Below are 24,714 nucleotides of genomic sequence, written 5' to 3'. Positions count from 1 at the left end.
CATGTCTCCATCTTTTGTTTTCGGGATTTTCAAGTTTCAAGTTGTGCGCGCGATGAAGCCCTCCTCCAGCGTGTCGCCGCCGAGCAGCCGGCTCACCTGCGCCGGCGTGCCGTCCGCCAGCAGCGCTCCCTTGTGCAGCACGAGCACGCGGTCGGCTTCCTCGGCTTCGTCCACCCGATGCGTCGCCCACAACACGCACACCCCGCGCTCGCGCACGTCCGCGCGCAAGGCGGCCAGCAGATCCTGGCGCGATTTCGGATCCAGCCCGACCGTGGCTTCGTCCATCAACAGAACGGCCGGACGATGCAAACCCGCGCGCGCGAGCTCGACCTTGCGCCGGTTGCCGCCCGACAGCTCGCGCACCTTGCGGTCCAGATCTGCGTCGATGTTCAAGCGCTCGCAGGCCGACGCAATGCGCTCCTGCGCCAGCCGCCGCGGAAGGCCATGCAGGTCGGCCTGGAACAACAGGTTGCGCCGGATGCTGAGGTCGAGATCGAGCGACATCTGCTGAAACACGACGCCGATATGCCTGAGCGCAGCGGTCGCGGAATGGCGCAGCGAATGGCCGGCCACTTCGACCTCGCCTTCGTCAGCGGCGAACATGCCGGTCAGGACCTGGAACAGCGTCGACTTGCCGGCGCCGTTGGGCCCCAGCAGCGCCACGAACTGACCCGCAGGCAGACCTAAGGACAACGACTGCAGGGCCGTGCGCGTGCCATAACGCTTGGTTAAGTCAATGGTTCGCAGCATGGAGGCTGAAGGGATTCGTCGAGCTGTCGTAGTTTCAATGATCAAGGGTATTTGCCGTTCACTATCGATCCGCAAATTCTGTGCCTCTGCCCTTCACAGGGTTTTCACTGGAATCCGTCCTACACATTTGCCCGCGCAAGCGCCTTTGCAACCCATCGGCACTCGACATCCGTACTTGGCGCGAGACACTTTGCGTCAAATTTGGATGCGCATGCGGCGCATTGCCGCCGCGACGCGTGACGTGCGGCGCGGCGAAGGCATCCAACGCTGGGGATTTCCCTAGGTCCGATAGTCCTCTTGCAGCCCTCGAAAACCGGCATCCGCCGAAGAGACAGCGCACCCTGCCGATCGAAGCCGCATCGGTGAGCTCGACGACTGCGTGGCGGCATGGTGGGCATGGATGTTGCGGTCCGCAGCCTTCGCCAAACCGATCGAATAGATCCGAAGGCTGCTGCCAATTCGTGTTCGATACCCACTGTCAAATGTGAGGAGACATTTATGAAATTTTCCAGGCAGATCGTCAGCCGTCTCGTGCGGCATGTCGGCGTCGCGATGCTTGCTCTTCCGGCCTTGGCGCTTGCCAATGCCGATGTAGAGAAGAACGTCGCGAACTCGAAGAACTGGGCGATGCAAGCGGGCGATATGTTCAACCAGCGCTACAGCAAGTTGAACCAGATCACCAAGAGCAACGTCGGCAAGATGCAGGTCGCATGGACCTTCTCTACCGGCGTGCTGCGCGGCCACGAGGGCTCGCCCCTGGTGGTCGACGGCACGATGTACCTGCACTCGCCGTTTCCGAACAAGGTGTTCGCGCTCGACGTCGAAACCCAGAAGATCCTGTGGAAGTACGAGCCGAAGCAGGATCAGTCGGTGATCGCGGTCATGTGTTGCGACACGGTGAACCGCGGCCTGGCCTATGCCGAGGGCAAGGTCTTCCTGCAACAGGCCGACACCACCCTGGTCGCACTCGACGCCAAGACCGGCAAGGTGGTGTGGTCGGTGAAGAACGGCGATCCGAAGGTCGGCGCCACCAACACCAACGCGCCCCATGTCTTCAAGGACAAGGTCATCACCGGCATCAGCGGCGGCGAGTTCGGCGTGCGTGGCTTCCTGGCTGCCTACAACATCAAGGATGGCAAGCTGGCCTGGAAAGGCTACAGCACCGGGCCGGACGAAGAGATGCTGATGGACCCCGGCAAGACCATGACCTGGACCGACGGCAAGCTCGCGCCGGTCGGCAAGGACTCTTCGCTGAAAACCTGGAAGGGCGACCAGTGGAAGATAGGCGGCGGCACCACCTGGGGCTGGTACAGCTACGACAAGGCCACCAACGCCGTGTACTACGGCACCGGCAACCCGTCGACCTGGAACCCTTCGCAGCGCCCCGGCGACAACAAGTGGTCGATGAGCATCTGGTCGCGCGACGTGGACACCGGCAAGGTCAACTGGGTGTACCAGATGACGCCGTTCGACGAATGGGACTTCGACGGCATCAATGAAATGATCCTGGCGGACATCAACGTCAAAGGCAAGCCGACCAAGGCGCTGGTGCACTTCGACCGCAACGGCTTCGCCTACACGCTGGACCGCGTGACCGGTGCGCTGCTGGTGGCCGAAAAATTCGACCCCAAGGTGAACTGGGCCTCGCACGTCGACATGAAGACCGGCCGGCCGCAGGTGGTGGCCAAGTACTCGACCGCGCAGAACGGTGCCGATGTCAATACCAAGGGCGTCTGCCCCGCGGCGCTGGGCAGCAAGGACCAGCAACCGGCTTCCTACGACCCCAACACCAAGCTCTTCTACGTGCCGACGAACCACGTCTGCATGGACTACGAGCCGTTCAAGGTCGAATACACGGCTGGCCAGCCCTACGTGGGCGCCACGCTCTCGATGTATCCCACGCCGAGCAGCCATGGCGGCATGGGCAACTACATCACCTGGGACGCCGGCACCGGCAAGATCGTGCAAAGCAAGGCGGAGAAGTTCTCGGTGTGGAGCGGTTCGCTGAACACCGCCGGCGGGATCTCCTGCTACGGCACGCTGGAGGGCTATCTCAAGTGCGTCGATGCCAAGGACATCAAGAAGGAGCTCTTCAAGTTCAAGACCCCGTCGGGCATCATCGGCAACGTGTTCACCTATGAGCACAAGGGCAAGCAGTTCATTGGCGTCCTCTCCGGCATCGGCGGCTGGGCCGGCATCGGCATGGCAGCGGGCATCGATCCAGAGAAGAGCACCGAAGGACTCGGCGCTGTCGGCGGCTACAAGGAGCTGAGCCAGTTCACCGAGCTCGGCGGTTCGCTGACCGTGTTCGCGCTGCCGAGCAACTGAGCCGCAAGCCCCATAAGCCGCGATGTGCGGGCGGGCCGGGAGAGCACTCATGAGAGGGCTCTCCCCTCTACTTTCCCAAAGATATCGGAGACCCAGGAGCCATGAAATTTCGTACGTCAACGTTGCTGCCGTCCCTTCTTCTGCTCGCCGGCGTGGCCTGCACAATGGCCGTCGCAGCGACAGACCCGGCGCCTTACAAAGTAACCGAGGGCTACAAGGTGGACCCGGAAACCATGAAGGGATTTCGCGCCTGGCGCTCCGCCGCCTGCGATCGCTGCCACGGTCCCAACCAGGAAGGCATGGTCGGCCCTTCTCTCATCAACAGCCTGAAGACGCTGAAGAAGGAAGAGTTCATCAAAATCGTGCGAGACGGAAAGCTCGACAAGGGCATGCAGAGCTTCGGCAACAACCCCGCGGTGATGGACAACATCAACCAGCTCTACGCCTACCTCAAGGGCCGATCCGACGGCGCGATCACCCGCGCCAGAGTGGAAGAAAACAAATGACCGTCCGGCAGCCCGCTGGCAGGCCCCGGCCCATCGGCGCCCGCCTGCGCGCGGGCGTCGTGGGCGCGGCATGCTGTTGCGCGCTGATTCCCGCCGTGGCCCAGGACACGCCGGCGCGCAAGGCGCTGCGCGTGTGCCAGGATCCGAACAACATGCCCTTCTCCAACACCAAGGGCGAGGGCATCGAGAACCGCATTGCCGAGCTGTTCGGCAAGGCGCTCGGACTTCCGGTGACCTACTACTCGTTCCCGCAGCGGCTGGCCTTCTTCCGCAACACGCTGCGCTTCAAGCTGCCGGGACAGGACTACCCCTGCGACATCGTGATGGGCGTGCCGGTCGGCCTCGACGAGGTCTCCGTCACCAAGCCCTACTACCGCTCGACCTATGCCCTGGTGTTCCCCAAGGGCAAGGGAATGGACCACGTTGCCTCGGCCGAGGATTTCCTCAAGCTCGATCCGGCCAAGCTGAAGGCGCTGCGCATCGGCATCTACGACCGCTCGCCGGCCTCGCAATGGCTCAACCGGCACGGCCTGCTCGAACAAGGCGTGCCTTACAAGCTCATGAGCGCCGACCCGGCGCAGTATCCGGGCGAGATCGTCGAGCGGGACCTGGCCGAGGGCAAGCTCGACGCCGTCGTCGTCTGGGGTCCGATCGCCGGCTTCTTTGCCCAGCGCGTCAAGACGCCGGCCCTGGTCGTGGTGCCGCTGAAGTCCGAAAAGGGAATCCGGCTCGACTACCAGATGGCCATGGGCGTGCGCTACGGCGAACGCGAATGGAAGCAGCAGGTCGAGGGGCTGATCGAATCCAAAGCGCCCGAGATCCAGGCGATCCTCAAGGAATACGGGGTCCCGCTGGTCGATGCATCGTTCGGGGCGCCCAATAACTAGAGCCTGAACAGGCCCAAGCCGACTTCCATGCGCTTCGCCGTCGCCGCCTCGCTTTGCGCCTTGCTCGTCTCGCCACTGGCCTCCCGGGCCGAGGGCGAGAAGCCCGACTTCTCGGTCGCGGAGCGCCTGCTGTTCATGACCCCGCAGCTGCAGAGCGTGCAGGCGCCGACCCTGCTGCGCTACACCTTCAGCAAGGCAGGCAGTCTCGAAGAGGGTTTTGTCGACAGCGTCACGGTTGGCCTAAGCGCCAAGGCCGACGGCAGCTGCTGCGATGCCAAGGGCGCATTCCTGAGCGGAGAGCGCAAGCTGCAGATGCCCGATGTGCCGGCAGCCGCCGGCAACCCCGTCATCCTCTACTTCCTCGAGCATGACGTGCGCGAGATGAAACGCCTCACCGGGGGCTCCGAGAATCATTTCCGCAAGCGCCTGCGCATGGCGGTCTACCAGGGTGCCGAAGTGCGCGACGCGACGATGCGCTACCAGGGGCGCACGGTCAAGGGCAAGGAGATCGTGTTCAGCCCGTTCCTGGACGATCCGAACCGGCCGAGGTACGAAAAATTCGCGAAGAAGAACTATCGCTTCCTGCTCTCGGCCGCAGTGCCCGGGGGCGTCTATGGCATCCGGACGCAGATCCAGGGCGAAGGCCTGGCCGCCAAGCCCCTCCTCGTCGAGGAACTCCTCATCGAGGGTGCCAAGGCGCCGGCGCGCTAGCGCCACTCTTTCGAAAACCGGCGAACCTCATGAAGAAAACCCTCCGCCTTCTCTGTTTTCTCGGCCTGCCGATGGCCGCGCATGGCGCCGCGCTCGCGAACGATTTCCCCACCGTGGACCGAGTGCTCTACGTGCAGGAATGCATGGCCGCACATCCCGGCACCAGTACCTTCGAGATGATCAACAAGTGCTCGTGCGCGCTCGACGCGCTCGCCAAGGAGGTGAAATACGCGGACTACGTGCAGCTGAGCACCGCGAGCAAGGCCACCACCATCGGCGGCGAGCGCGGCGGCTACATCCGCGATTCGGAAAAGCTGCAGGCCGACATCAAGCGCTACCGCGCGCTCCAGGCCAAGGTGAAAAAGGGCTGCTTCATCGGCCCGGCCAACGGACGCTGAACGGCGCCCGAAAAGCGCACAGCCATGACGGGCACCGCAACACCTGTGCGCCACGGATGGATCGCTGCCTTGATGCTGTGCACTTCGGCCTGGTCCTCGCCCTTCGCCTACATCACCAACCAGGGAAGCCATGACGTGTCCGTCATCGACCTCGCCTCGCAGCAGGTCGTGGCCACCGTCGCCGTCGGCCGGTCGCCGGCCGGCGTGGTGGCGTCCGACCGTGCGGGCCGCGCCTTCGTGTCCAACCCCGACAGCAAGACCATTTCGGTCATCGACATGCGCCAACAGAAGGTCGTGAACACGCTTGCTGCGGGAGACGGCCCGGTGGGCCTCGACATCTCGGGCGATGGCCGGCACCTGTACGTCGCCGACTGGTACGGTGCCCGGCTGCTGGTGTTCGACGCGCGCGGCAGCGGCGCCGCGCCGCCCCTGGCCTCGATTCCAGTGGGCCGGGCGCCCGCCGGCGTGGCCGCGCACACCGACAGCGCCACCGTGTTCGTGGCCGAGCGCGACGACGACAGCGTGGCCGTGATCGACACGGCCAAGCGGCGAGTGCTGGCGCGCGTGCGTGTCGGCAGCCACCCCTTCGCGCTGCTCTACGACGCGCCGCGCGCACGGCTCTACGCGCTCAACGTTCAGAGCGACGACCTCTCCGTGATCGACATGCGCGACACGCGGCGGCCGGCCGTCATCGCGACCGTGAAGGTCGGCAAGTCCCCGTACGGCGCGGCACTGGCGCAAGGCGGTGCGCTGCTGTTCGTGACCAACCAGCGCGACGACACCGTCAGCGTGGTCGACGCCGATTCGCTGCGGGTGCTGCGCACCCTCCCCGGCTTCGCCTATCCCGAGGGCATCGCTGCGCACGCAGACCGCGTCTACGTCGTGAACTGGATGGACGACAACGTGCAGGTGCTGGATGCCGGCAGCGGACGCAAGCTCAAGACCATCGCCACAGGGCAGAACAGCCGCGCGTTCGGCGCCTTCATCGGCGCGCCGATCGATCCCTGAGGATTGTCAGAGCGACCCTTTTCTCAACCCATCGCAGAACATCCATGCTGACACACGCTCCCGGCCGACGGGCTCTCTCGATCCTCGCCGCGTCCCTGCTTCTTGCCGCATCGGCCTCCAGCCTGGCCCACGGCCCGACGCGCCAGAAGGTGACCGAAAAAGTCACCGTCGAGGCGCCGGCCGACGCCGTCTGGGCCAAGATCAAGAACTTCAACGCGCTGAAGGACTGGCATCCGGCCGTGGCGGAAAGCACCGCCGACAAGGGCAACACCGAAGGCTCGGTGAGAACCCTCAAGCTCAAGGATGGCGGCACGCTCGTCGAGGCGCTCGAAAGCTACGACGACGCGCAGAAGAAGTACAGCTACCGCGCCAAGGACGGCGGTGCGCTGCCGGTGACGAACTACACCTCCACGCTCTCCGTCGTCGCCGATGGCGGCAAGTCCGTCGTGGAGTGGCGCGGCGCCTTCTATCGCGGCTTTCCGAACAACAACCCGCCGCCGGAACTCAACGACGAGGCTGCGCTGAAGGCCGTCACCGGCGTCTACCGCAGCGGACTCGGCAACCTGAAGAAGCTGATGGAATCCAAATAGCGGGCCCGCTCGGAACCAGCACCATGGGCTTTCAAGAACAACTCGAAGACTGGCGCCATCTCGCGCTGCGCGTCGAGGACGAGGTCGCGAAGGCGGTGATCGGGCAGACGCAGACGATCCGCCTCATCAACGTCGCGCTGTTCGCGCGCGGCCACGTGCTGCTCGAAGGCGATGTCGGCGTCGGCAAGACCACGGTGCTGCGCGCCTTCTCGCGCGCCATCGGCGGCGATTTCGAGCGCGTCGAGGGCACGGTCGACCTGATGCCGGGCGACCTGGTCTATCACACCTACGTCGATGCCCAAGGACGCCCGCGCATCGATCCGGGACCTCTGCTGCGCCACGGCGAACGGCTGGTCACCTTCTTCTTCAACGAGATCAACCGGGCCCGGCCGCAGGTCCAGTCGCTGCTGCTGCGTGCGATGGCCGAGCGCACCGTCTCCGCCTTCGACCGCGAGTACAGCTTTCCGCACATGACGGTCTTCGCCGATCGCAACAAGGTCGAGCGCGAAGAGACTTTCGAGCTGGCGTCGGCGGCGCGCGACCGCTTCATGTTAGAGCTGAACATGCCCAAGCCCGCCGACCGCGGCATTCGCCAGTCGCTGGTGTTCGACACCGCATTCCACGACACCGAAGGCCTGATCGACAAGGTGGCGCCGGCCATCCTGCCCTGGGACCGGCTCAACGCCATCGGCGCGCAGGTGCAGCGCACGGTGCGCGCCAGCCAGACCATCGAGCGCTATGTGCTCGACCTGTGGGAGGCCAGCGAGACGCCGCAAAAGTTCGGCATCCGGCTCGACGGCGTGGACATGGATCGCCTGATCCTCGCCGGCGCCAGCCCGCGCGGCATGAGTGCGCTGCTGCGCGCGGCGCGCACCGTGGCCTGGCTCGAGGGGCGCGCGCACCTGGAGCCCGCCGATCTGACGGCTGTGCTGCCTTCTGTGCTCGGGCACCGGATCTTCTTCACGCCGGTCTACGAGCTGCGCCGGGCCGAGCTGTCGGAGGCGCTGGTGATGCAGATCATGGACAAGATCGCCGCGCCTTGAAACATCGAGGCAGCGATGGACCGCGTCGACGAATTCCACTATCGGCTGCCGCTTCGCTTCGGCGGTTGGCGCCCGGGTGCGCAGCGCGGCCTGAGCCAGGGCAGCGCACAGGAGTTCGCCGCGCACCGGCGGCTCTTCGACCATCCCGATCCGCGGCGCATCGACCTGCGCGCCAGCGTTCGCGACGGCCGCGGCGACTGGCTGGTGCGCATCCACCGGCTGCGCGTGGCGATCCCCGTGCATCTGGTGGTGGATGTCTCGGCCTCGATGCATTTCGGTGCCGACAGGCGCAAGCTCGACGCGGTGGCCGATCTCGCCGAGGCATTGGGCTACAGCGCATTCCGCACCGGCGACTCGGTGGGCCTGCTGGCTTTCGACCAGCGCGAGCGCGACGATCTGTTCGTGCCCGCGCGCCACAGCCGCGGCAACGGCAGCCTGATGGCGCGCATGCTGCGCGACTGCCGTGCGGCACCGGGCATGGTGCCGCACGGCAGCGCGCTCGACGGCCTGCGGCGCACGACAGAACGCCTGGTCGGCCGCGGCGGCCTGGTGTTTCTCGCCTCCGATTTCCATTGGCCGGTCACTGCCCTCGGTGAGCTGCTCGATCAGCTGGCGCCGGCTTGCGTCGTCCCGGTGGTGGCCTGGGACCCGGCCGAGACCGAGCCACCGCACGAGCGCGCGCTGGTTGCCCTCAGCGATGCCGAAACGGGCGTGCGGCGCAGCCTGTGGATGCGCGAGTCGCTGCGCACGCGATGGCGCGAGGCTGTCGCAACACGGCGCGCCGAACTCAGGACCTTGTTCGACGCGCACGGCATGCCGCCCTTCCATCTGCACGGCCGCTTCGACGCCGAGGCCCTCACACGCTACTTCATGGAGACGGCGGCATGAAGGCCATCCGGGCGGCGGTGATGGCGGTGGCGCTAGGCGCCAGTACCGGTGTTGCGCTGAGTGCCGACCCGGTCGCCGCCACGGTCGAACAGCCGCGCAGCTTCGGCCATGTGCTGGGCGACGTCCTGACGCAGCGCGTGCTGCTCGAGCATGCGGGCCGCCCCCTCCAGCCCGGCGCCCTACCGGCCGCAGCACGGATCGACCTCTGGCTGGAGCGCAGGCCTCCGCGGATCGAAACCGATGCGCAGGGACGGCGCTGGCTGGCCATCGACTACCAGCTCGTCAACGCGCCGCGCGCGCTGAGCGCCATTGCGCTGCCGGCAATGAGCATCGCCACTGCCTCTGGCCCGACGCTCGCGCTGCCCGCGTGGCCAGTCAGCATCGCGCCGCTGACGCCGCCGGACGTGTTCGGCCAGGGCGATCTGCAGCCGCTGCGCCCTGACCGCCCGGTCGCTGCGCTTCCGACCGATGCCATCGAGCGGCAGATGAGGCTTTCGCTCGCCACCTTGCTGGGCGTGCTGCTGGCTTGGTTCGCCTGGTGGGCCTGGCGCAACGCGCGGGAAGCGCGGCACCTTCCTTTCGCGCAGGCCTGGCGCGAACTCAAGCGCATCGGCGACCCGGGGAGCGCGCAAGCCTGGCGCGTCGTGCATCGCGCACTGAACACCAGTGCCGGGCACGTGGTCCACGGCGCCAGCCTGCCGCGGCTGCTGGCCGAGGCGCCCTATCTGCGCCCGCTCCAGGCGCGGCTCGAGGACTTCTACCGCGAATCCACGAGGCGCTTCTTCGCCGGCGACGCTGCCGCAGCAGAGAGCGATTCCCCCTACCCGCTCAGACCGCTGTGCCGGGCCCTGCGCGATGCGGAGAAGCGCCACCGGCGCTAGGCGAACCATGCGCTTCGACTTCGCCCAGCTCTGGATGCTCGTTCTGCTGCCGCTCGCGCTGCTGCCGCTGCTGCGCCGGCGCAGCGATACGCTGGACTTCCCGTACCTGGCCTGGCTGCCGGCCGACCGCATCGGCCGCGTCGCGGGTTTCCTCTGGCGCGGCTTCGCGGTCGCAGCCATCGCGCTGACCGTGCTCGGACTCGCCGGTCCCGGGCAGTCGGGCGCCCAGGTGCTGCGCACCGGTCGAGGCGCCGAGGTGCTGATCCTGATGGACCGCAGCAGCAGCATGGATGCGACGGTTCACACCAACGGCCTGCAAACGGCGGGCCGCATGTCGCAGGAGCCCAAAGCCAAGGTCGTGCGTGACCTGCTGAGCGACTTCGTCGCGAAGCGGCCCGACAACCGCTTCGCCTTCATGACCTTCAGCACGGTGCCGATCGCCGTCGTGCCCTTCACGCAGAAGACGGACACGGTACAGGCCGCGCTCGCCGCCAGCGCCATCGGGCGCGGCCTGCCCGAAACCCGCATGGGTGTCGCGCTCCTGGCCGCCATCGAGGAATTCGAAAACCGCAGCTACTCGGGAAGCCGCGTGATCCTGATCGTCTCCGACGGCGGCGCCCAGCTCGACGAGGCCACGCGCCAACGCGTCCAGGCAGGCCTCGCGCGCGAGAAGATCGGCCTGTACTGGATCTACGTGCGCAGCGGCCCGAACTCTCCCAACCTCAACACCGGGACGGCATCGGCCTACGGCCTCGGCGAAGAACTGGCGCTGCACCAATTCTTCAAGACGCTGAGCACGCCCTACCGGCTGTACCAGGTGGACGACTCCAACGCCATGGCCGCGGCGATGGCCGAGATCGACCGGCAGCAGAACTTCCCGCTGACCATCCACGAGCGGGTACCGCGGCGCGACCACGGTGGCGCCTTCTACCTTGCAGCGATGCTGTGCTGCGCCGGCCTGCTCGCCTGCCGCGCGCTGCAGCTTCAAAGCTGGCGGGCAAGCCCATGAAGCGACGCACGGTTCATCTGGTCTTCGGCGTTCTGAGCCTGTGCTGCGCGGGCGCGGCGCTGGAGCGGGGCTTGCGTTTGCGACAGACGACGGGCCTCAATGCCGAGATCGCCCGCATCGCCGATGCGCCTGCCGGCAAGGATGCGACGGGGATTCCTCTCCGGTCTGCGCGCGAGCTGCAGCTGGCGCAGGCGCTGGCCCTCTCGAAGGCCGGCAATCACGACGCCGCGCTCAAAGGCTATGCGGGCCTGCTCCAGAATGGCGAACGCGACCTCATCGCGCAGCAGGCGCTCTTCAATCTCGGCAACATGTACCTGCGGCAAGGCCTTGCGCAGCAGACTGGCGCCGAGCCGCTGTTCGAACTGGGCAAGCAGCGATTGCGCGACCTGCTGCGCGCGGCGCCGCAGGACTGGGATGCGCGCTACAACCTGGAGCGCGCGCTGCGCCTGGCGCCGGAAGAGCAGGAAGCCTTCTCCGCCGAGCAACAGCAGTCGGTCGAGCAGCGCCGGGTCCGGGTTCCCGGATTCGTCGCCGGGGACTTGCCGTGAACGCCGCCTGGCGGCGCATCGGCAGCAGCGGCAGCTGGCCGCTGTTGGCGGCCTTGCTGTTGCTCGCACTGGCGGTCTGGCCGCCGCGTGTGAAGCTGCAGCGCCCGGTGTTCGAGTGGCAGGTCAGCTTCGACATCACGCAGAGCATGAACGTCGAGGACGTCGAACTCAACCATGCTGCGGTCAGTCGGCTGACGCTGGCGCGCGCAGCCATGCGCGATGTGCTGGGTGCGTTGCCGTGCGGTTCCAAGGTGGGCTGGAGCGTCTTCGCGGACTACCGCTCGCTGGTGATCCTCGCGCCGATCGACGTCTGCAGCCACTACGAAGAGCTGCTGGCCTCGCTCGAACGCATCGATGCCCGCATGCGCTGGGCCAACGCCAGCAACGTCGGCAAGGGGGTGACCTGGGCCGTGCGCGGCGCCAGGAGCATCGGCCCGCACACCAGCTTCGTCTTCATCAGCGACGGGCAGGAGTCGCCGCCGCTGCGGGCCAACGAAACACCGCCGATGGTCGACGTCACGCCCGGCGAAGTGCAGGGCTGGCTCGTCGGCGTCGGCGGCGACGTGCCGGTGCCGATTCCAAAGACCGGCAGCAGCGGCGAGCCCGCCGGCTACTGGAAGCCGGAGGACGTGGTGCAGGGCTCCGCCATCGGCGGCACGCAGAACCACGAGCATCTTTCCGAGCTGCGCCAGGACCATCTGCAAGCGCTGGCCAAGCTCGTCGGCGTGAACTACCTGCGCCTCAATACGCCGGACGCGCTGAGGACGGCTATGCTGGACCGCCGCTTCGCACAGAGCCAGGCGGCAGACATTGACCTTCGCTGGATCCCGGCCGTGCTCGCCTTGCTGCTGCTGGCCTGGCGATTCGCGCCGGATCTCGGGCTGCTGCGTGGCTGGCAGCCAATGCGGCTACGCGTCCGCCAAGATCATTCAGTTCGAACGAGAGCTGCGGGCTCGGCATGAAATGGAACTCACGTTGACCCTCGTTGGCGAAGGAGGTCCGCTGCTTAGTCCCTGCTGCACGCTCCGCCGCAAGGCGTTCCACCGGGCGCCCTCAGTGTTGTCACCTACCGGGATGGAGCCTGTTGCGTGTGAGCGGTTCAGTGTCATCTGCGGTCACAGCCTTGGTGTTTGTGAATGCCTTGCTGTGGCGCACGTTGCTCGCCATGGCGTTCTCGCACCGGAAAATTCAGGTGGCTTACATCCGAAACCGCCGCTTGCTGAATCGGGTCGCCGGTGCGCTCGCGGTGCTCTTGCCTCTGGGCTCGAATCTTCGCCCTGCCCTCGGGCAACTTGGCGATGTCGCTGGGCCGCGCCGCGATGTGCCATTGCAGGTCGTCGCGTTTGACGCGGCCTTGCGCTCCGCGATAGCCGGAGTCGGCCCATTCAGCTTCTTCCTTACCGTGCAGCAGATCGGCTACCTGCTCAACGTCTGCCTCATTGGCTGGCGGGCGAACTGGCCTCTGCTTCGGCGAAAGGGAAATCGCCGTCCGGGTTGAACGGGGGTTTGGCAGAAGTCAAACAAATTAGCATTGACTTATCAATTAGCATTCGCTAATATAAATCCCATGATGCAAACCGCCCCCCTCGACACCGTCATGCGCACGCTTGCCGACCCCACCCGGCGGGCCGTCTTCGAGCGGATCGCGCACGCGCACGAAATCAGCGTGGTGGAGTTGACCCAGGGCAGCGGCGTGACGCAGTCCGCCATTTCGCAGCACCTGGGCTCGCTCAAGCGGGCGGGCCTGGTGGTGGACCGCGCGCAGGGCCGCAACGTCTTCTATCGCGCCGACCCCAAAGGTCTGGCGCCGCTTGCCGACTGGATGGGCCACTACGGCGTGTTCTGGCGCAAGCGCTTTGCCGACCTCCGAACCCTCTTGAAAGAAATCGACCCATGAACGACGCCGCCTTGAAATCCGCCACGCAAGACATCGTGGTCGACGAAGTGTTTCCCCACGCGCCCGAGACCATCTGGAAGATCTTGACCACAGGCACGCTGATCGCACGCTGGCTGATGGAGCCGCGCGGCTTCGCGCCCGTGCAGGGCACGCGCTTCACATACCAGACCAAGCCGGCCGGCGCGTGGGACGGCACCATCCACTGCGAAGTGCTGGAGGTCGTCCCGAACGAGCGCTTCGTCTACGCCTGGAAGGGCGGCCATGAGAGCAACAACGGCTACGGTTCGCGGCTGGACACGCTCGTCACCTTCACGCTGGCCAAGGTCCCGGAAGGCACGCGATTGAAGCTCGTGCATTCAGGCTTCGTGACGCCCACCAACGACACCGCGTTCCAGAACTTGCGCGATGGCTGGCGCAAGGTCGTCCCCAACCTGAGCAACTTCGCCAACGGGCCGCACTGACGCGCGACCGCAAACACCACCTTAAGACAGGAGAAAGAACATGAGTGACGCCTATACCGGCGGATGCGCCTGCGGCGCGATCCGCTACGAGATCTCCGGCGACCCGCTGGTGATGATCCACTGCCAGTGCCGCGACTGCCAGCGCATGAGCGGCAGCGGCCACGGCTCTTATCTGACCTTCGCCGGCGCCGGCGTGAAACTCACGGGCGATGCAACGCAATGGGACATGGTTGCCGACAGCGGCAACTTGAAGACCCGCGGCTTCTGCCCCCGATGCGGCTCACCGGTCTACCTGGGGTTCTCGGCCATGCCGCAGATCTTCACCGTGCACGCGGCGAGCCTGGACGACCCGAGCCGCTACAAGCCGCAGCTGGTGGCCTACCGCATGCGCGCCCTGGCGTGGGACCACCTCGACCCCGAACTGCTGGCATTCGACAAGATGCCGCCGGGATGAGCGAAGTCGGCGGGACTCGCCAGCATTCGGCGCTCGGGCATGTCGGTCCGATGCAGCTCGAGAACTATCAAGAAACTTAGGCCGGCGTGCACAGAACGGGCGGCAGCGCGCGCTGGCTCTGGTCGGTGAACTACACGTTTTGCCTGTCCCTGGTGAGGTCGTCCCAGCTACCCTTCAAAGACGTTGACGTTGCAATCAACAGCGTCATAGCATCTGGCAGGCACTGCGTCCAGCCGTGCGAAGGAACTGCCGATGAACACCACTTCTTCGAGCTTCGTCGCCGCCGAAGGCGATGGCTACGAACAGCTGATGGGCCGTTGGAGCCGGCGCCTCGCGCTGCCTTTCCTGGACTTCGTCGGAACCGCGGACGGCGACCGCGTACTCGATGTCGGCTGCGGCACAGGCCATCTGGCCTTTGCGGTGGCCCGCCGCACCGGCGCTGGCGAAGTGCGGGGCGTGGACATCGCTGAGCCCTATGTCGAACATGCCAGGCGCCACAACCAAGATGCGCGCATCGTCTTCAATGTGGCCGACGCCTGTGCGCTGCCCTTCCCGGAGCAGAGCTTCGACCGCGTTCTCTCGCTCCTGGTCTTGCACTTCGTTCCGGAGGCGGGTAAGGCCATTGCCGAGATGCGGCGCGTCGCCAAGCCTGGAAGTATCGTCGGTGCGGCTGTATGGGACGCGCGTGGCGGCTGGGTCGCCAACCGCTTGTTCTTCGACACGGCCGCTGCACTCGACCTGGAAGCGAGGGCGCGCCGCGCCCGCAACTACACACGGCCGATGACGCGGCCCGGCGAACTGGCCCGGGCGTGGAGCGACGCCGGCTTCAAGAATGTGGTTGAGACGACACTCTCCATCCGAATGGAGTTCGCTTCGTTCGCGGACTACTGGGCGCCCTTCGAGGGCAAGGACGGTCCTGGCGCAGAATACGTCGCCACGCTTGGCCAGGTCGAGCGCGCTCGGCTGCGCGACGCTGTCGAGGCAGCCTATCTCGACGGCGAAGCGGATGGCCGACGCTCCTACGCAGCGCTCGCTTGGGCCGTCAAGGGCACGGCTCCTGCATAGAGCGCGTCTCTTCGATGGCAGACCCTGCCAATGGACAAAAGCGGAGGCCTGCTATCAACTTGCAGGACCCATGCACGGAAGCGTACGCGAAAGAGGCATTGAGACAGTCCTTTCGTCACCTCTTCGCGTCGTCGTAGCAGTCAAGTTCGCATATTCAAACTGCGCTGCGCAGCCAGTTCAAAGTGGCCTGGCAGATCTGCGCATAAGCCTGGGCCGGCAGCGACGCCCCTGCCCCCTCCAACGTTGGTCGCGGGTCGACAGCGGCGAAAGAAGGCGGCCCGCGACATGCCGCACGCCCTCACGCACCCAGCGTGACGGGTGCGGCGAGGCGGCGCGAATTGGCGGGATCGCGAAACACCAGCGGATGTTCGACCGGGCCGGCCGGGTCGCGCGCGGCCGCGCGCTGCACCGCCTCCACCACCCGGTGGTGGTCGGGGCTCTTCGCGCACACCGGATCGGCGGCGGCCGCGTCGTTGGCCAGCAGGTAGGCCTGGCAGCGGCAGCCGCCCAGGTCCTGTTCGCGCATATCGCAGCTCGCGCAGGGCTCCTTCATCCAGCCGGTGCCGCGGTAGCGGTTGAAGCCCTCCGAATCGAACCAGATCTCGCGCAGGCTGTGCGCCTTCACGTTCGGAAACTCGAGGCCCGGCAGCATCTTGGCGGTGTGGCATGGCAGCGCCGTGCCGTCCGGTGCCACGGTGAGGAACATGCTGCCCCAGCCGTTGACGCACTTCTTGGCGCGCCCCTCGTGGTAGTCGGGCGCGACGAAGAAGATGCGCATGCGCTCGCCCAGCCGGGCGCGCCAGGCATCGGTCACCTCTTCGGCGTGGCGCAGTTGTTCATGCGTGGGCAGCAGCTGGTCGCGGTTCAAGAAGGCCCACGAGTAGTACTGGGTGTTCGCGAGTTCGAGGTACTCGGCGCCCATCTCGTGCGCCATCTCGATGATGCGGTCGATATGGTCGATGTTCATGCGGTGGATCACCACGTTCAGCACCATCGGCCAGCCCTGGTCCTTGATGATCTTCGCCACCCGGTTCTTCAACTCGAAGGTCTTGGTGTGCGAGAGGAAGTCGTTCATCTCGCGCGTGGAATCCTGGAACGACAACTGCACGTGGTCGAGCCCCGCGGCCTTCAACGCGGCGGCGCGATCCGCGCTCAGGCCCACGCCGGAGGTCAGCAGATTGGTGTAGTAGCCCAGCCGCTTGGCCTCGGCGACGATGATCTCCAGGTCGTCGCGCAAGAGCGGCTCGCCGCCCGAGAGGCCGCACTGCACGGCGCCGAGCTCCCGGCCCTCGCGCAGCACCCGCAGCCAGTCCTCGGTGCCGAGCTCGCTGTCCTGCTGCGCGAAATCGACCGGGTTGAAGCAGAACACGCAATGCAGCGGGCAGCGGTAGGTCAGCTCGGCCAGCAGCCAGAGCGGCGGCCCGGGGCGTGGCGGCTGCGTCATGCGTCCCACCGCAGCCAGTTCTGCTGCGCCGCCATCTCGACGAAGCCCCGCACTTCGGGCTCGAGCCCGGTGGTGTCGAAGGCCTGCTCCAGGTCGGCCACGATCGCGGCGATGCTGCTTTCGCCGTCGCAGCGCTTCATGATTTCGCCCGCGCTGCCGTTGAGCCGCACCATGCCCTCGGGATAGAGCAGCACGTGGCAGTCCTGCACCGGCTCCCATTGCAGGCGAAAGCCGGGACCGACGCGGGGCCTGCTCTCGGGGGTCAACACTTTCTTGTTCTCGCTCATGCGCTGTTCACGCCGTAGCGCGTCGCCATCGCATCGTTCATGGCCCACAGGATGTCGAGCTTGAACTGCAGCACCTCCAGCGCGCGCTCCTGCAGCGCCCGGGTGTCGAAGTGATCGAGCGTGATCGCCAGGCCCTGCTCGACGTCGCGCCGCGCCTGGCTCACGCGGTTGCGGAAGTAGTCCAGCCCGGCCGGCTCGATCCATGCATAGTGCGCCGGCCAGGTGGCCAGGCGCTGCTTGTGAATCTCGGGCGCGAAGAGTTCGGTGAGCGAGGAGCACACCGCCTCCTGCCACGGCGCGCGGCGCGCGAAGTTCACGTAAGCATCCACCGCAAAGCGCACGGCGGGCACCACGTGGCGCAGGTCGCGCACCTCCTCGCGTGCCAGTCCGACGGCCTCCGCGAGCCGCAGCCAGGCCTCGATGCCGCCCTCATCCTTCACGCCGCCGAGTTCGAAGCCATCATGGTCGAGGATGCGCTGCACCCAGCCGCGGCGCACTTCCTGGTCGGGGCAGTTCGAGAGCACCGCCGCGTCCTTGATCGGGATCGCGATCTGGTAGTAGAAGCGGTTCGCCACCCAGCCGCGGACCTGCTCGGGCGTGGCCCGGCCGCTGTTGAGCATCACGTTGAACGGATGATGGATGTGGTAGCTGCGGCCGCGCTCGCGCAGCCGGACTTCGAATTCCTCGCGACTCCATGCCGGCGCGCTTTTCTCGCTGTCGGGGGCCGGACGAACCGGGTCTTGAATCCTGTCGGCATGCATGGTGTGTGTGGGGCTCCGCGCTCTCAGAGCTGGATCGTCATCCCGTCCTCGCAGGCCTCGATGCCCGCGCGCCGCAGCGCGGCATGCTCATCGGAGTCCTCATCGAGGATGGGATTGGTGTTGTTGATGTGGATCAGCATGCGCCGCGTGGTCGCGGGCAGCCGCGCGAGCCATTCGATCATGCCGCCCTCGCCCGACTGCGGAAGATGGCCGATCTCGCGCGCCCGCTTGGCGCCGACGCCCAGGCGGATCATCTCGTCGTCGGTCCAGAAGGTGCCGTCCACCATGACGACGTCGGCATTCGCCATGGCGTCGAACACCGGCGGCGTGATGGCGCCCAGGCCCGGCGCGTAGAACACGCTCCTGCCGCTCTTGCGGTCGCGAATCGTGACGCCGATGTTGTCGCCGGCAACCGGATGCTCGCGGTGCGGCGAATACGGCGCCGCCTTGCCGCTCAGCGCCAGCGCGCGAAAGACCAGATCGGGCACGCCGGGCACCTCGAAGGCGCCGCCGTCGATCGCGATCGGGTTTCGCGCCACGCCGCAGTAGTGCGACAGCACGCGCAGCACCGGATTGCCCTGGCTCAGGTCTTCCACCACCGGGTCGGTGCACCACAGCGGCAGCGGCGTGCCGCGCTCGCGCAGCATGAAAAGTCCCGTGGCATGGTCGACCTGCCCGTCGATCAGCACCACGCCGGCGATGGCGCTGTCGCGCAGCTTGCGCGCCGGCTGCAGCACCGGGTTGCTGCGGATCTGCTCCAGGATATCGGGCGAGGCATTGAACAGGACGCCGTCGTCGCCCTCGTCGGGCCGCACGAAGATCGAGGACTGCGTGCGCGGCTTGGCGCGCACCGTGCCTGCGCGCACGCCTGCGCAATTGGGGCAGTTGCAGTTCCATTGAGGAAAGCCACCGCCGGCGGCCGAGCCCAGAACAGTGATGCGCATCGAAGAAGAGAAAAAAAGGGGGCGAAACAACCCGCCCCGGGAGTGCCGGGGCGGGTTGTCACGAGGCGCGCAACTCAGCGGGCGCTGACGTACATCGTGATCTCGAAGCCGAAGCGAAGATCAGTGGCCGTCGGGGTTTCCCATTTCATGTGTGTGTCTCCTGGAAGCGTTGCACGGCGCCGGTCGGCCGCCGCGGGGATCCGTGGTGTCCCTTGCGCATCTTGGACTGCGGGGCCGCCGCGCTCCAGCCATGAAATCATGAATCGCACTTCATGATTTTCATGAATAGCGGCGAAGGGGCCGGCGCTTACCATGGCCCCGTGCTCCCTTCTGGCCTGTACCCCGAATCGCCGCCCCTGCGCACCCATGCACTGGCGGTGCCGCACGGCCATGTGCTGCATGTGGAGGAAAGCGGCGATCCGGCGGGCATTTGCGCGCTCGTGCTGCACGGCGGGCCCGGTTCGGGCAGCTCGCCGCTCTTGCGCCGCTTCTTCGATCCGTCGCGCTTTCGCGTGATCAGCGTCGACCAGCGCGGCGCCGGGATGAGCCGTCCGCGCGGCGCGACCGCGCACAACCGCACGGCCGAGCTGCTGCAAGACCTGCGCATGGTGCGCGAGCAGCTCGAGGTGCCGCGCTGGCTGGTGGCCGGCGGCTCCTGGGGAGCCACGCTGGCGCTCGCCTATGCGGGCTTCGAGCCGCAGGCGGTGGCGGCCCTGCTGCTGCGCTCGGTGTTCCTCCCCACGACCGAGGAGATCGAGGCCTTCTTCCAGGACACGCCGGGCCGCGCGCCCGCCGCCTGGGCGCGGTTCGCGGCGGTGGCGCCGGCCGATCAACGCCACGACATGCTGGGTTTTCTGGCCCGCGCCCTGCAGCAGGCGCCGACCGTCGACAACGCGGACCTGCACCGGCGACTCGCCCTCGCGTGGTGGCGCTGGGAGCAAACGCTGGCCGGCGGCGCGGCCGCGCCATCCGACGGGATCGAACCCGAGCTAGAAATGCTGGACGCGCTGGTGGACCGCTACCGCGTGCAGAGCCACTACCTGATCCACCGCTGCTGGCTCGACGCGCCCCCGCTGCTCGATCGCCTCGGCGCGCTGCCGCAGGTGCCTACCTTGCTGCTGCATTCCCGCGACGACCGCGTCTGCCGGGCGGACGCCGCGCAGGCCGTGCATGAGCGCCTCGTGCACGGCCAGCTTCGATGGGTCGACGGTGCGGGCCACGATCCGGCGCATCCGGCGATGGCCTCTGCGATGGTCGCCGCACTCGACAGCTACGCGCTGCACGGCCGCTTCGGCGCTAGAAGGGCCTGTTAACGACATGACGCTGCGCCTGAAGATCAACCTGATCGTGAGCCTGCTGACCCTGCTGTTCGTCGCCGCCATGCTCGCCCTGCAGCTGCGCGCCATGCGCGAATCGGTGCAGGAGGAAGTGGTGGCGGCCAATCGCGTGGCTGCGCAGCTGCTGAACCGGACGGCGTGGCTCTACGCGGCCCAAGGCACGCCGGCAATGCTGGCTTTCCTGCAGGGCGTCGGCCGCGTGCGCTCCAACGACATCACGCTGCTCGATGACGAGGAGCAAGTGCTGTACAGCTCGCCGACCTCGGTCTACAAGGCCGGCCGCGATGCGCCGCACTGGTTCGCCGGCCTCGTCTCGCCCGCGCCGACGCAAATGTCCATCGCCTTTCCCGGCGGCAAGCTGATCGTGCGTTCCAACGCCTCGCGCGCGGTGCTCGATGCCTGGGACAGTGCCGCGCTACTGATGCTCAGCGCGCTCGGCCTGCTGCTGATCGTCAATGCGCTCGTGTTCTGGCTCGTGGGACGCGCCACACGCCCGTTCGCGGACATCGTGGACGCGCTGAACCAGCTCGAGAGCGGGCGTTTCGATGTCGCGCTGCGCGCCCTGCCCGGGACCGAGGCGGCGGCCATCGGCGCCGCCTTCAACCGCATGGTCGGCATGCTGCAGCAGCACATCGAGACCGAGCGGCGGGCGGTGCGGGCGGAGAGCCGCTTGTCCGAAAGCCGCGAACTCGGCCGCTGGGTCGACCAGAAGATCGAACAGGAACGACGGCTGATCGCGCGCGAACTGCACGATGAGCTCGGGCAGTCGGTCACTGCGATGCGCAGCATGGCCTTGTCGATCGCCAAGCGCATGCAGGCACTCGATCCACAGGCAGAGCAGGCGGCGCGGGTGATCGCCGACGAATCGGCGCGTCTCTACACCGCGATGCACGGCATGATTCCGCGCCTGACCCCGCTGGTGCTCGACAAGTTCGGACTGGTGGCCGCGCTCGAGGATCTGGTCGAACGCACGCGAACGAGCCACAGCGAAGTACAGATCGAATGGCAGCTCGGGCTCGAACTCGACCGCGTGCCGATGGACACCGACGCGGCGCTCGTGCTGTACCGCGCCGCGCAGGAGGGCATCACCAACGCGCTGCGGCACGGACAGGCGCGCCGGATCGTGCTTGCCTTGCATCGCGACGAAGAAGCGGTGAAGCTCTCGCTCACCGACGACGGGCGCGGCCTGCCGGGCCCTGAAGCCACCCGGGAAACGGGCGCGGGCCACTATGGCCTGCGCTGGCTCGCCGAGCGCATCGAAAGCCTGGGTGGCGAATTGCACCTGGAACCCGCCGCGCCGAACGGTGCCCAACTGACGGTGCGCCTGCCCTTGCCGGCGGCCGTCGCGGAGAACCCATGACCCAAGCGACCCAAGCAATCCGAGTGATGCTCGTCGACGACCATGCGCTGGTGCGCATGGGCTTTCGCATGCTGCTGGCCGACGCGCAGATCGACGTCGTGACCGAAGCCGACACCGGCGAGCAGGCCTGCCAGGACTATCCGCAGGTGCGGCCCGACGTGGTGGTGATGGACCTGTCGATGCCCGGCATGGGCGGCCTTGAAGCCCTGCGGCGCCTGCTCGCCCACGATCCGAAGGCGCGCGTGCTCGCGCTGTCGGCGCACGAGGACACCGCTCACCCGCGCCGCGTGCTGCGCGCGGGTGCCCTCGGCTACCTGGCCAAACGCAGCGCGCCCGAGGCGCTGATCGCCGCGGTGAAAGCGGTGGCGCGCGGCGAACGCTACATCGACGCCCATACTGCGCAGGCGCTGGCGACAGCGCAGATCGAGGGCGACGCCAATCCAGCCGAATTGCTCAGCGAGCGCGAGTTCTCGGTCTTCATCCAGCTCGCGCGCGGCATGACCGTGGCGCAGATCGCCGCCACGCTGAACCTCTCGATCAGCACGGTCGGCTCGCACCTCTATCGCGTTAAGCAGAAGCTGGGCGCGAGCAACCAGGCGGAGCTGACCTGGGTCGCGCTGCGCTGGGGACTGATCCAGGTCTAGATAGCGCGCGGACGCCGCGCGTTCAAACCTCAGAAGGCGCTCGTGCTCTGCCCGAACCAGCATGTTCATTTTCTGATTGCCCGACGACGATGTCACGCCATGACCGTTTTCATCGATAGGCGGAATACCAGCCTTGAGGCTCGAAGGTGAGCGTCGCGGATGCGGCTAGGGTAGGACGGCCTAGGGCCCAAAGCCGAAGTTCAGGTGGCCGCTTGACCAAGCTCGACAGGCCCTTCGGACATGCGAGACCACTCGGCCAGGTAGGCGTCCACCCATCAGCTCACGCGATCGGTCATGTGCCTATGGATTGAAGCTGACGCGCGTGGCGATCAGCACGCCGTCGACGACCTGCGCGCCCTCGACGCTCACGGGCACGCCGTTGCCCAGGTTCGACGCGGTGCCGTTGACGAACGCGACGCCTGGACCGCCGGCATTCACGGGTTGTCCGCGTACCCGGAAGCTCGAGGCGGAGCTGAAGTTGCCGATGGCCCCGATCAGGGTGAACGACGCCGGCCCGCCGGTGCCAGGGATATGCCTGATCTTGAGCTTGGTGGCCTTGAGGATGCCGTTGGACATCGTGCCGGCAACGTCCACCTTCACGCCATTGCCGACCGAGCCGGCCGGCCCGCCGGTGATCTGCGCGGAAGAGGCGTCCACCGGCGTGCCCAGCACCCGCAGCGAACCCAGTCCCGCGTAGTCAGTGACGATGCCCGCGAGCTGGACCGGCGTGGTGTTCGCCGTCGGCACCGGGTACCACCACTGCACGAGGGTGGCAGGCAGGCGGCCGGGCTGCGCGAAGTTCGCACGCACGCGCACGAGGGTGCCGTTGGCGGGCGGGCGCCCGTCGGAGCTGCCGCTCAGGGCCGCGACGCTGTAGTCGACAACGAAGCTGCCGAGCGTGAAGGTGCGTCGTGCTCCATCGAGGTTCTGGACCGTGCCGGTGAGAATCGGTGCAGAGGGGGCGCGCTGCTCGACGCGCGTCGCACGCAGCACGCCGGGTGCCGCCGGCAAGCCCCAGACCTGCAGCGTCGTGTTGGGTGCGATGGCAGCAAGTCCGGCCGCATCGGCCCAGACGGTGGCGTTGTCGGTGGTCACCGTGGTGCCCATGACGACGAAGCTGCCCTGCGCCAGATCGACCGACGAAAGCGGGCCGCGAATATCGGCAGCCGAATCGACCCGGCGGGCCGTGCCGCTCGTGAAGTCGACGTTGACCGGCCCGCTGACCTTCACGCTCATTCCCAGCTGCAGGGATGCGGCATCCTCGAGGTTGATGACGGCGGTGTCCGTGTCGTAGCGCAGTCCGCTGACGATGATGCTGCCCGCGCCATCGACCCCGCCGATGCCGGCCGCATCGGCGGTGCTCACGCCGGTGCCGCCGGAGCCCACGCCCGAGCCACTGTCGCCGCTGGAGGCCGTCGAGGTGCCGTTCGAGCCGCCGCCGGCGCCGGAGCTGCCCGAGCTGCCGCCGCCCTGGCCGTCGCCTGCTCCGCCGGCGGGGCTGCCCTCGCCACTGGGAATCAGTCCGCCAGTGAATCCCGCGCTGCCGGCACTCCCGAAAGCTGCGCCGCCGCCACCGCCTCCACCGCCGCCGCAAGAAAGCAGCAAGCCGATCAGCAGTGCCAAAAAGCCGTTGCGCAGCAAGGTGCTCGTCATGCCTTTCTTCGCGATCGTTTGGGGGGAGCGGGGGCCGATTTTTTAGCGTACTCGGTTGTGCCGTTTTCGTAGTAGGTGTAGATGCCGATCCTGATGCGACCCGAAGCTGTCTTTTCGGCCTCGTCGAAGGCGCGCGTCATCTCCCGGGTCAATTCGTGATGAAGTTGGCTCCACCGCTCGCGCACGAGCTCGTGGATGCGTTCGCAGTCCTCCAGCGCAATCCCGGTTGCGAATACCGATCGTTCGAGCAAGGGCGGCTCTGCGCCGAGCGTGTTGGCCACGCTCGCGAGCAGGTGGTCGCGCGTGTTGTCGCCCAGGAAGGCGAGCATCGTCTTCAAGTCCTTCGCCGGAACGAAGGCGGTGGCGTTGAGCTCGGCGCGGCCCTCGTGCTCGATCGCCATGTTCAAACGCACCAGCTCGTCGAGGATGGCGCGGTGGTGCACGTTGCCATGGCTGGCGCGCCGGGCGACGGTTTCGAACGATGACGCCGGGGCTTCGGCCACGATGGGCAGGGACCGGTGCGCAGGGTCCTCGTCGATCATGTGCAGCCACAAGGTCAGGGTCTTGGCCGCGGCCGACATCCCGGTGTGCGGCAACGGATCTTCCGCTTCACGCACCATGGCAGTCACCGCCTTGCGGTTCAAGCCTGTCGTCACCGACAGCTGACTGATGTTCGGCTCGGCGCCCTTGGATTTGAGCCAAGCGCTGCGCGCTTCGTCGACCAGCACGTCGCGCAGCAGTTCCTCCAGGTGGGCATGCTTGACACCGAAGGCCAGCGCGAGCCTGACCAGCGGCCGCATGACGCGTGCGCAAGCCGAGAGGACCCAGGAGAGTTGGCCTTCTGTCGTCTGCGTCATCTG

Annotated in this window: 29 protein-coding genes; 21 read left to right on the top strand and 8 right to left on the bottom strand. The window is 67.0% G+C overall.

The features are described 5' to 3' along the window. Window positions 1-36: 36 nt before the first annotated feature. Window positions 37-750 carry an ABC transporter ATP-binding protein gene (locus ACSQ89_RS14110; protein ID WP_093110132.1) on the bottom strand — a complete coding sequence of 238 codons (714 nt, stop codon included), beginning with the start codon at window positions 748-750 and terminating at the stop codon, window positions 37-39. A gap of 552 nt (window positions 751-1,302) precedes the next feature. Here ACSQ89_RS14110 and ACSQ89_RS14105 point away from each other — a divergent pair. The 18 genes from ACSQ89_RS14105 to ACSQ89_RS14020 all read left to right on the top strand — a co-directional run bounded on the left by ACSQ89_RS14105 (window position 1,303) and on the right by ACSQ89_RS14020 (window position 15,424). Further along, entirely contained in the window at window positions 1,303-3,078 is a 1,776-nt protein-coding gene (locus tag ACSQ89_RS14105) for a methanol/ethanol family PQQ-dependent dehydrogenase (protein WP_436290548.1), read from the top strand. A gap of 101 nt (window positions 3,079-3,179) precedes the next feature. Continuing rightward, window positions 3,180-3,584: a c-type cytochrome gene (locus tag ACSQ89_RS14100; protein WP_093110134.1), complete on the top strand. Its 405-nt coding sequence runs from the start codon at window positions 3,180-3,182 to the stop codon at window positions 3,582-3,584. Further along, window positions 3,581-4,471 (top strand): substrate-binding domain-containing protein, encoded by an 891-nt coding sequence (locus ACSQ89_RS14095; RefSeq protein WP_093110135.1) that lies wholly within the window; start codon window positions 3,581-3,583, stop codon window positions 4,469-4,471. The genes ACSQ89_RS14100 and ACSQ89_RS14095 overlap by 4 nt, the downstream gene beginning before the upstream one ends. 27 nt (window positions 4,472-4,498) lie before the next feature. Further along, window positions 4,499-5,182, top strand: a complete 684-nt coding sequence (locus ACSQ89_RS14090) for a hypothetical protein (RefSeq protein ID WP_436290365.1) — start codon at window positions 4,499-4,501, stop codon at window positions 5,180-5,182. Between the two features lie 29 nt (window positions 5,183-5,211). Next, window positions 5,212-5,580, top strand: coding sequence for a hypothetical protein (locus tag ACSQ89_RS14085; RefSeq protein WP_244504004.1), 369 nt, complete (start codon window positions 5,212-5,214; stop codon window positions 5,578-5,580). Window positions 5,581-5,604: 24 nt separating this feature from the next. Next, window positions 5,605-6,588, top strand: coding sequence for a cytochrome D1 domain-containing protein (locus tag ACSQ89_RS14080; RefSeq protein WP_093110137.1), 984 nt, complete (start codon window positions 5,605-5,607; stop codon window positions 6,586-6,588). 44 nt (window positions 6,589-6,632) lie between these two features. Continuing rightward, on the top strand, window positions 6,633-7,178 hold the full coding sequence (locus ACSQ89_RS14075) for an SRPBCC family protein (protein ID WP_093110138.1): 546 nt from the start codon (window positions 6,633-6,635) through the stop codon (window positions 7,176-7,178). Between the two features lie 23 nt (window positions 7,179-7,201). Continuing rightward, entirely contained in the window at window positions 7,202-8,221 is a 1,020-nt protein-coding gene (locus ACSQ89_RS14070; protein WP_436290366.1) for an AAA family ATPase, read from the top strand. A gap of 15 nt (window positions 8,222-8,236) precedes the next feature. Continuing rightward, window positions 8,237-9,109, top strand: a complete 873-nt coding sequence (locus ACSQ89_RS14065; protein ID WP_436290367.1) for a DUF58 domain-containing protein — start codon at window positions 8,237-8,239, stop codon at window positions 9,107-9,109. Next, the gene (locus ACSQ89_RS14060; RefSeq protein ID WP_436290368.1) at window positions 9,106-9,990 is read left to right on the top strand and encodes a calcium incorporation protein MxaA; all 885 of its coding nucleotides are present in this window, start codon (window positions 9,106-9,108) and stop codon (window positions 9,988-9,990) included. The genes ACSQ89_RS14065 and ACSQ89_RS14060 overlap by 4 nt, the downstream gene beginning before the upstream one ends. Before the next feature lie 7 nt (window positions 9,991-9,997). Beyond that, on the top strand, window positions 9,998-10,999 hold the full coding sequence (locus ACSQ89_RS14055; protein ID WP_436290369.1) for a vWA domain-containing protein: 1,002 nt from the start codon (window positions 9,998-10,000) through the stop codon (window positions 10,997-10,999). Beyond that, window positions 10,996-11,547, top strand: a complete 552-nt coding sequence (locus ACSQ89_RS14050; RefSeq protein WP_436290370.1) for an MxaK protein — start codon at window positions 10,996-10,998, stop codon at window positions 11,545-11,547. Before ACSQ89_RS14055 ends, ACSQ89_RS14050 begins: the two co-directional genes overlap by 4 nt. Beyond that, a complete protein-coding gene (locus ACSQ89_RS14045; protein WP_436290371.1) occupies window positions 11,544-12,509 on the top strand; it encodes an MxaL protein in 966 nt (321 codons plus the stop codon). Before ACSQ89_RS14050 ends, ACSQ89_RS14045 begins: the two co-directional genes overlap by 4 nt. A 161-nt stretch (window positions 12,510-12,670) precedes the next feature. Beyond that, window positions 12,671-13,045: a hypothetical protein gene (locus ACSQ89_RS14040; RefSeq protein WP_436296203.1), complete on the top strand. Its 375-nt coding sequence runs from the start codon at window positions 12,671-12,673 to the stop codon at window positions 13,043-13,045. Between the two features lie 72 nt (window positions 13,046-13,117). Further along, a complete protein-coding gene (locus tag ACSQ89_RS14035) occupies window positions 13,118-13,444 on the top strand; it encodes an ArsR/SmtB family transcription factor (protein ID WP_212733699.1) in 327 nt (108 codons plus the stop codon). After that, complete coding sequence (locus ACSQ89_RS14030) at window positions 13,441-13,905, top strand: SRPBCC family protein (RefSeq protein WP_436290373.1); 465 nt, start codon at window positions 13,441-13,443, stop codon at window positions 13,903-13,905. Before ACSQ89_RS14035 ends, ACSQ89_RS14030 begins: the two co-directional genes overlap by 4 nt. Window positions 13,906-13,945: 40 nt before the next feature. Beyond that, on the top strand, window positions 13,946-14,359 hold the full coding sequence (locus ACSQ89_RS14025) for a GFA family protein (RefSeq protein ID WP_436290374.1): 414 nt from the start codon (window positions 13,946-13,948) through the stop codon (window positions 14,357-14,359). A 252-nt stretch (window positions 14,360-14,611) separates the two neighbouring features. Next, complete coding sequence (locus tag ACSQ89_RS14020) at window positions 14,612-15,424, top strand: class I SAM-dependent methyltransferase (RefSeq protein WP_436290375.1); 813 nt, start codon at window positions 14,612-14,614, stop codon at window positions 15,422-15,424. Between the two features lie 298 nt (window positions 15,425-15,722). Here the strand turns inward: ACSQ89_RS14020 and pqqE are convergent, their stop codons facing one another. The 5 genes from pqqE to pqqA all read right to left on the bottom strand — a co-directional run bounded on the left by pqqE (window position 15,723) and on the right by pqqA (window position 19,009). Then, window positions 15,723-16,868, bottom strand: a complete 1,146-nt coding sequence (pqqE, locus tag ACSQ89_RS14015; protein ID WP_093110148.1) for a pyrroloquinoline quinone biosynthesis protein PqqE — start codon at window positions 16,866-16,868, stop codon at window positions 15,723-15,725. Then, window positions 16,865-17,155, bottom strand: a complete 291-nt coding sequence (gene pqqD, locus ACSQ89_RS14010) for a pyrroloquinoline quinone biosynthesis peptide chaperone PqqD (RefSeq protein WP_093110149.1) — start codon at window positions 17,153-17,155, stop codon at window positions 16,865-16,867. The genes pqqE and pqqD overlap by 4 nt, the downstream gene beginning before the upstream one ends. Next, on the bottom strand, window positions 17,152-17,916 hold the full coding sequence (gene pqqC, locus ACSQ89_RS14005; protein ID WP_093110150.1) for a pyrroloquinoline-quinone synthase PqqC: 765 nt from the start codon (window positions 17,914-17,916) through the stop codon (window positions 17,152-17,154). Before pqqC ends, pqqD begins: the two co-directional genes overlap by 4 nt. Before the next feature lie 23 nt (window positions 17,917-17,939). After that, window positions 17,940-18,860, bottom strand: coding sequence for a pyrroloquinoline quinone biosynthesis protein PqqB (gene pqqB, locus ACSQ89_RS14000; protein WP_093110151.1), 921 nt, complete (start codon window positions 18,858-18,860; stop codon window positions 17,940-17,942). A gap of 74 nt (window positions 18,861-18,934) precedes the next feature. After that, complete coding sequence (pqqA, locus tag ACSQ89_RS13995; protein WP_010100094.1) at window positions 18,935-19,009, bottom strand: pyrroloquinoline quinone precursor peptide PqqA; 75 nt, start codon at window positions 19,007-19,009, stop codon at window positions 18,935-18,937. A gap of 171 nt (window positions 19,010-19,180) precedes the next feature. Here pqqA and ACSQ89_RS13990 point away from each other — a divergent pair, with 171 nt between their 5' ends. The 3 genes from ACSQ89_RS13990 to ACSQ89_RS13980 are packed head-to-tail and all read left to right on the top strand — an operon-like array spanning window position 19,181 to window position 22,201. Continuing rightward, window positions 19,181-20,173, top strand: coding sequence for an alpha/beta fold hydrolase (locus ACSQ89_RS13990; RefSeq protein ID WP_436290376.1), 993 nt, complete (start codon window positions 19,181-19,183; stop codon window positions 20,171-20,173). A 4-nt stretch (window positions 20,174-20,177) separates the two neighbouring features. Next, window positions 20,178-21,557: an ATP-binding protein gene (locus ACSQ89_RS13985; RefSeq protein WP_093110153.1), complete on the top strand. Its 1,380-nt coding sequence runs from the start codon at window positions 20,178-20,180 to the stop codon at window positions 21,555-21,557. Beyond that, a complete protein-coding gene (locus ACSQ89_RS13980; RefSeq protein WP_093110154.1) occupies window positions 21,554-22,201 on the top strand; it encodes a response regulator in 648 nt (215 codons plus the stop codon). Before ACSQ89_RS13985 ends, ACSQ89_RS13980 begins: the two co-directional genes overlap by 4 nt. Before the next feature lie 300 nt (window positions 22,202-22,501). Here ACSQ89_RS13980 and ACSQ89_RS13975 read toward each other — a convergent pair whose 3' ends face one another. Both ACSQ89_RS13975 and ACSQ89_RS13970 read right to left on the bottom strand, forming a co-directional pair. Then, window positions 22,502-23,854 carry a DUF5666 domain-containing protein gene (locus ACSQ89_RS13975; RefSeq protein WP_436290377.1) on the bottom strand — a complete coding sequence of 451 codons (1,353 nt, stop codon included), beginning with the start codon at window positions 23,852-23,854 and terminating at the stop codon, window positions 22,502-22,504. Then, window positions 23,851-24,711 carry a DUF6502 family protein gene (locus ACSQ89_RS13970; RefSeq protein WP_436290378.1) on the bottom strand — a complete coding sequence of 287 codons (861 nt, stop codon included), beginning with the start codon at window positions 24,709-24,711 and terminating at the stop codon, window positions 23,851-23,853. Before ACSQ89_RS13970 ends, ACSQ89_RS13975 begins: the two co-directional genes overlap by 4 nt. Window positions 24,712-24,714: the final 3 nt, after the last annotated feature.

The organism is Variovorax sp. LjRoot175 (genome assembly GCF_964253805.1).
In the GTDB taxonomy this organism is placed as follows: Bacteria; Pseudomonadota; Gammaproteobacteria; order Burkholderiales; family Burkholderiaceae_C; genus Variovorax.
This window is presented reverse-complemented; position numbering and strand designations above follow the sequence as displayed.

What these genes read in the sequence shown, in the direction of transcription:
- ACSQ89_RS14110 (WP_093110132.1), bottom strand. Translation starts at nt 750, where the DNA reads ATGCTGCGAACCATTGACTTAACCAAGCGTTATGGCACGCGCACGGCC.
- ACSQ89_RS14105 (WP_436290548.1), top strand. Translation starts at nt 1,303, where the DNA reads ATGCTTGCTCTTCCGGCCTTGGCGCTTGCCAATGCCGATGTAGAGAAG.
- ACSQ89_RS14100 (WP_093110134.1), top strand. Translation starts at nt 3,180, where the DNA reads ATGAAATTTCGTACGTCAACGTTGCTGCCGTCCCTTCTTCTGCTCGCC.
- ACSQ89_RS14095 (WP_093110135.1), top strand. Translation starts at nt 3,581, where the DNA reads ATGACCGTCCGGCAGCCCGCTGGCAGGCCCCGGCCCATCGGCGCCCGC.
- ACSQ89_RS14090 (WP_436290365.1), top strand. Translation starts at nt 4,499, where the DNA reads ATGCGCTTCGCCGTCGCCGCCTCGCTTTGCGCCTTGCTCGTCTCGCCA.
- ACSQ89_RS14085 (WP_244504004.1), top strand. Translation starts at nt 5,212, where the DNA reads ATGAAGAAAACCCTCCGCCTTCTCTGTTTTCTCGGCCTGCCGATGGCC.
- ACSQ89_RS14080 (WP_093110137.1), top strand. Translation starts at nt 5,605, where the DNA reads ATGACGGGCACCGCAACACCTGTGCGCCACGGATGGATCGCTGCCTTG.
- ACSQ89_RS14075 (WP_093110138.1), top strand. Translation starts at nt 6,633, where the DNA reads ATGCTGACACACGCTCCCGGCCGACGGGCTCTCTCGATCCTCGCCGCG.
- ACSQ89_RS14070 (WP_436290366.1), top strand. Translation starts at nt 7,202, where the DNA reads ATGGGCTTTCAAGAACAACTCGAAGACTGGCGCCATCTCGCGCTGCGC.
- ACSQ89_RS14065 (WP_436290367.1), top strand. Translation starts at nt 8,237, where the DNA reads ATGGACCGCGTCGACGAATTCCACTATCGGCTGCCGCTTCGCTTCGGC.
- ACSQ89_RS14060 (WP_436290368.1), top strand. Translation starts at nt 9,106, where the DNA reads ATGAAGGCCATCCGGGCGGCGGTGATGGCGGTGGCGCTAGGCGCCAGT.
- ACSQ89_RS14055 (WP_436290369.1), top strand. Translation starts at nt 9,998, where the DNA reads ATGCGCTTCGACTTCGCCCAGCTCTGGATGCTCGTTCTGCTGCCGCTC.
- ACSQ89_RS14050 (WP_436290370.1), top strand. Translation starts at nt 10,996, where the DNA reads ATGAAGCGACGCACGGTTCATCTGGTCTTCGGCGTTCTGAGCCTGTGC.
- ACSQ89_RS14035 (WP_212733699.1), top strand. Translation starts at nt 13,118, where the DNA reads ATGCAAACCGCCCCCCTCGACACCGTCATGCGCACGCTTGCCGACCCC.
- ACSQ89_RS14030 (WP_436290373.1), top strand. Translation starts at nt 13,441, where the DNA reads ATGAACGACGCCGCCTTGAAATCCGCCACGCAAGACATCGTGGTCGAC.
- ACSQ89_RS14025 (WP_436290374.1), top strand. Translation starts at nt 13,946, where the DNA reads ATGAGTGACGCCTATACCGGCGGATGCGCCTGCGGCGCGATCCGCTAC.
- ACSQ89_RS14020 (WP_436290375.1), top strand. Translation starts at nt 14,612, where the DNA reads ATGAACACCACTTCTTCGAGCTTCGTCGCCGCCGAAGGCGATGGCTAC.
- pqqE (WP_093110148.1), bottom strand. Translation starts at nt 16,868, where the DNA reads ATGACGCAGCCGCCACGCCCCGGGCCGCCGCTCTGGCTGCTGGCCGAG.
- pqqD (WP_093110149.1), bottom strand. Translation starts at nt 17,155, where the DNA reads ATGAGCGAGAACAAGAAAGTGTTGACCCCCGAGAGCAGGCCCCGCGTC.
- pqqC (WP_093110150.1), bottom strand. Translation starts at nt 17,916, where the DNA reads ATGCATGCCGACAGGATTCAAGACCCGGTTCGTCCGGCCCCCGACAGC.
- pqqB (WP_093110151.1), bottom strand. Translation starts at nt 18,860, where the DNA reads ATGCGCATCACTGTTCTGGGCTCGGCCGCCGGCGGTGGCTTTCCTCAA.
- ACSQ89_RS13985 (WP_093110153.1), top strand. Translation starts at nt 20,178, where the DNA reads ATGACGCTGCGCCTGAAGATCAACCTGATCGTGAGCCTGCTGACCCTG.
- ACSQ89_RS13980 (WP_093110154.1), top strand. Translation starts at nt 21,554, where the DNA reads ATGACCCAAGCGACCCAAGCAATCCGAGTGATGCTCGTCGACGACCAT.
- ACSQ89_RS13975 (WP_436290377.1), bottom strand. Translation starts at nt 23,854, where the DNA reads ATGACGAGCACCTTGCTGCGCAACGGCTTTTTGGCACTGCTGATCGGC.
- ACSQ89_RS13970 (WP_436290378.1), bottom strand. Translation starts at nt 24,711, where the DNA reads ATGACGCAGACGACAGAAGGCCAACTCTCCTGGGTCCTCTCGGCTTGC.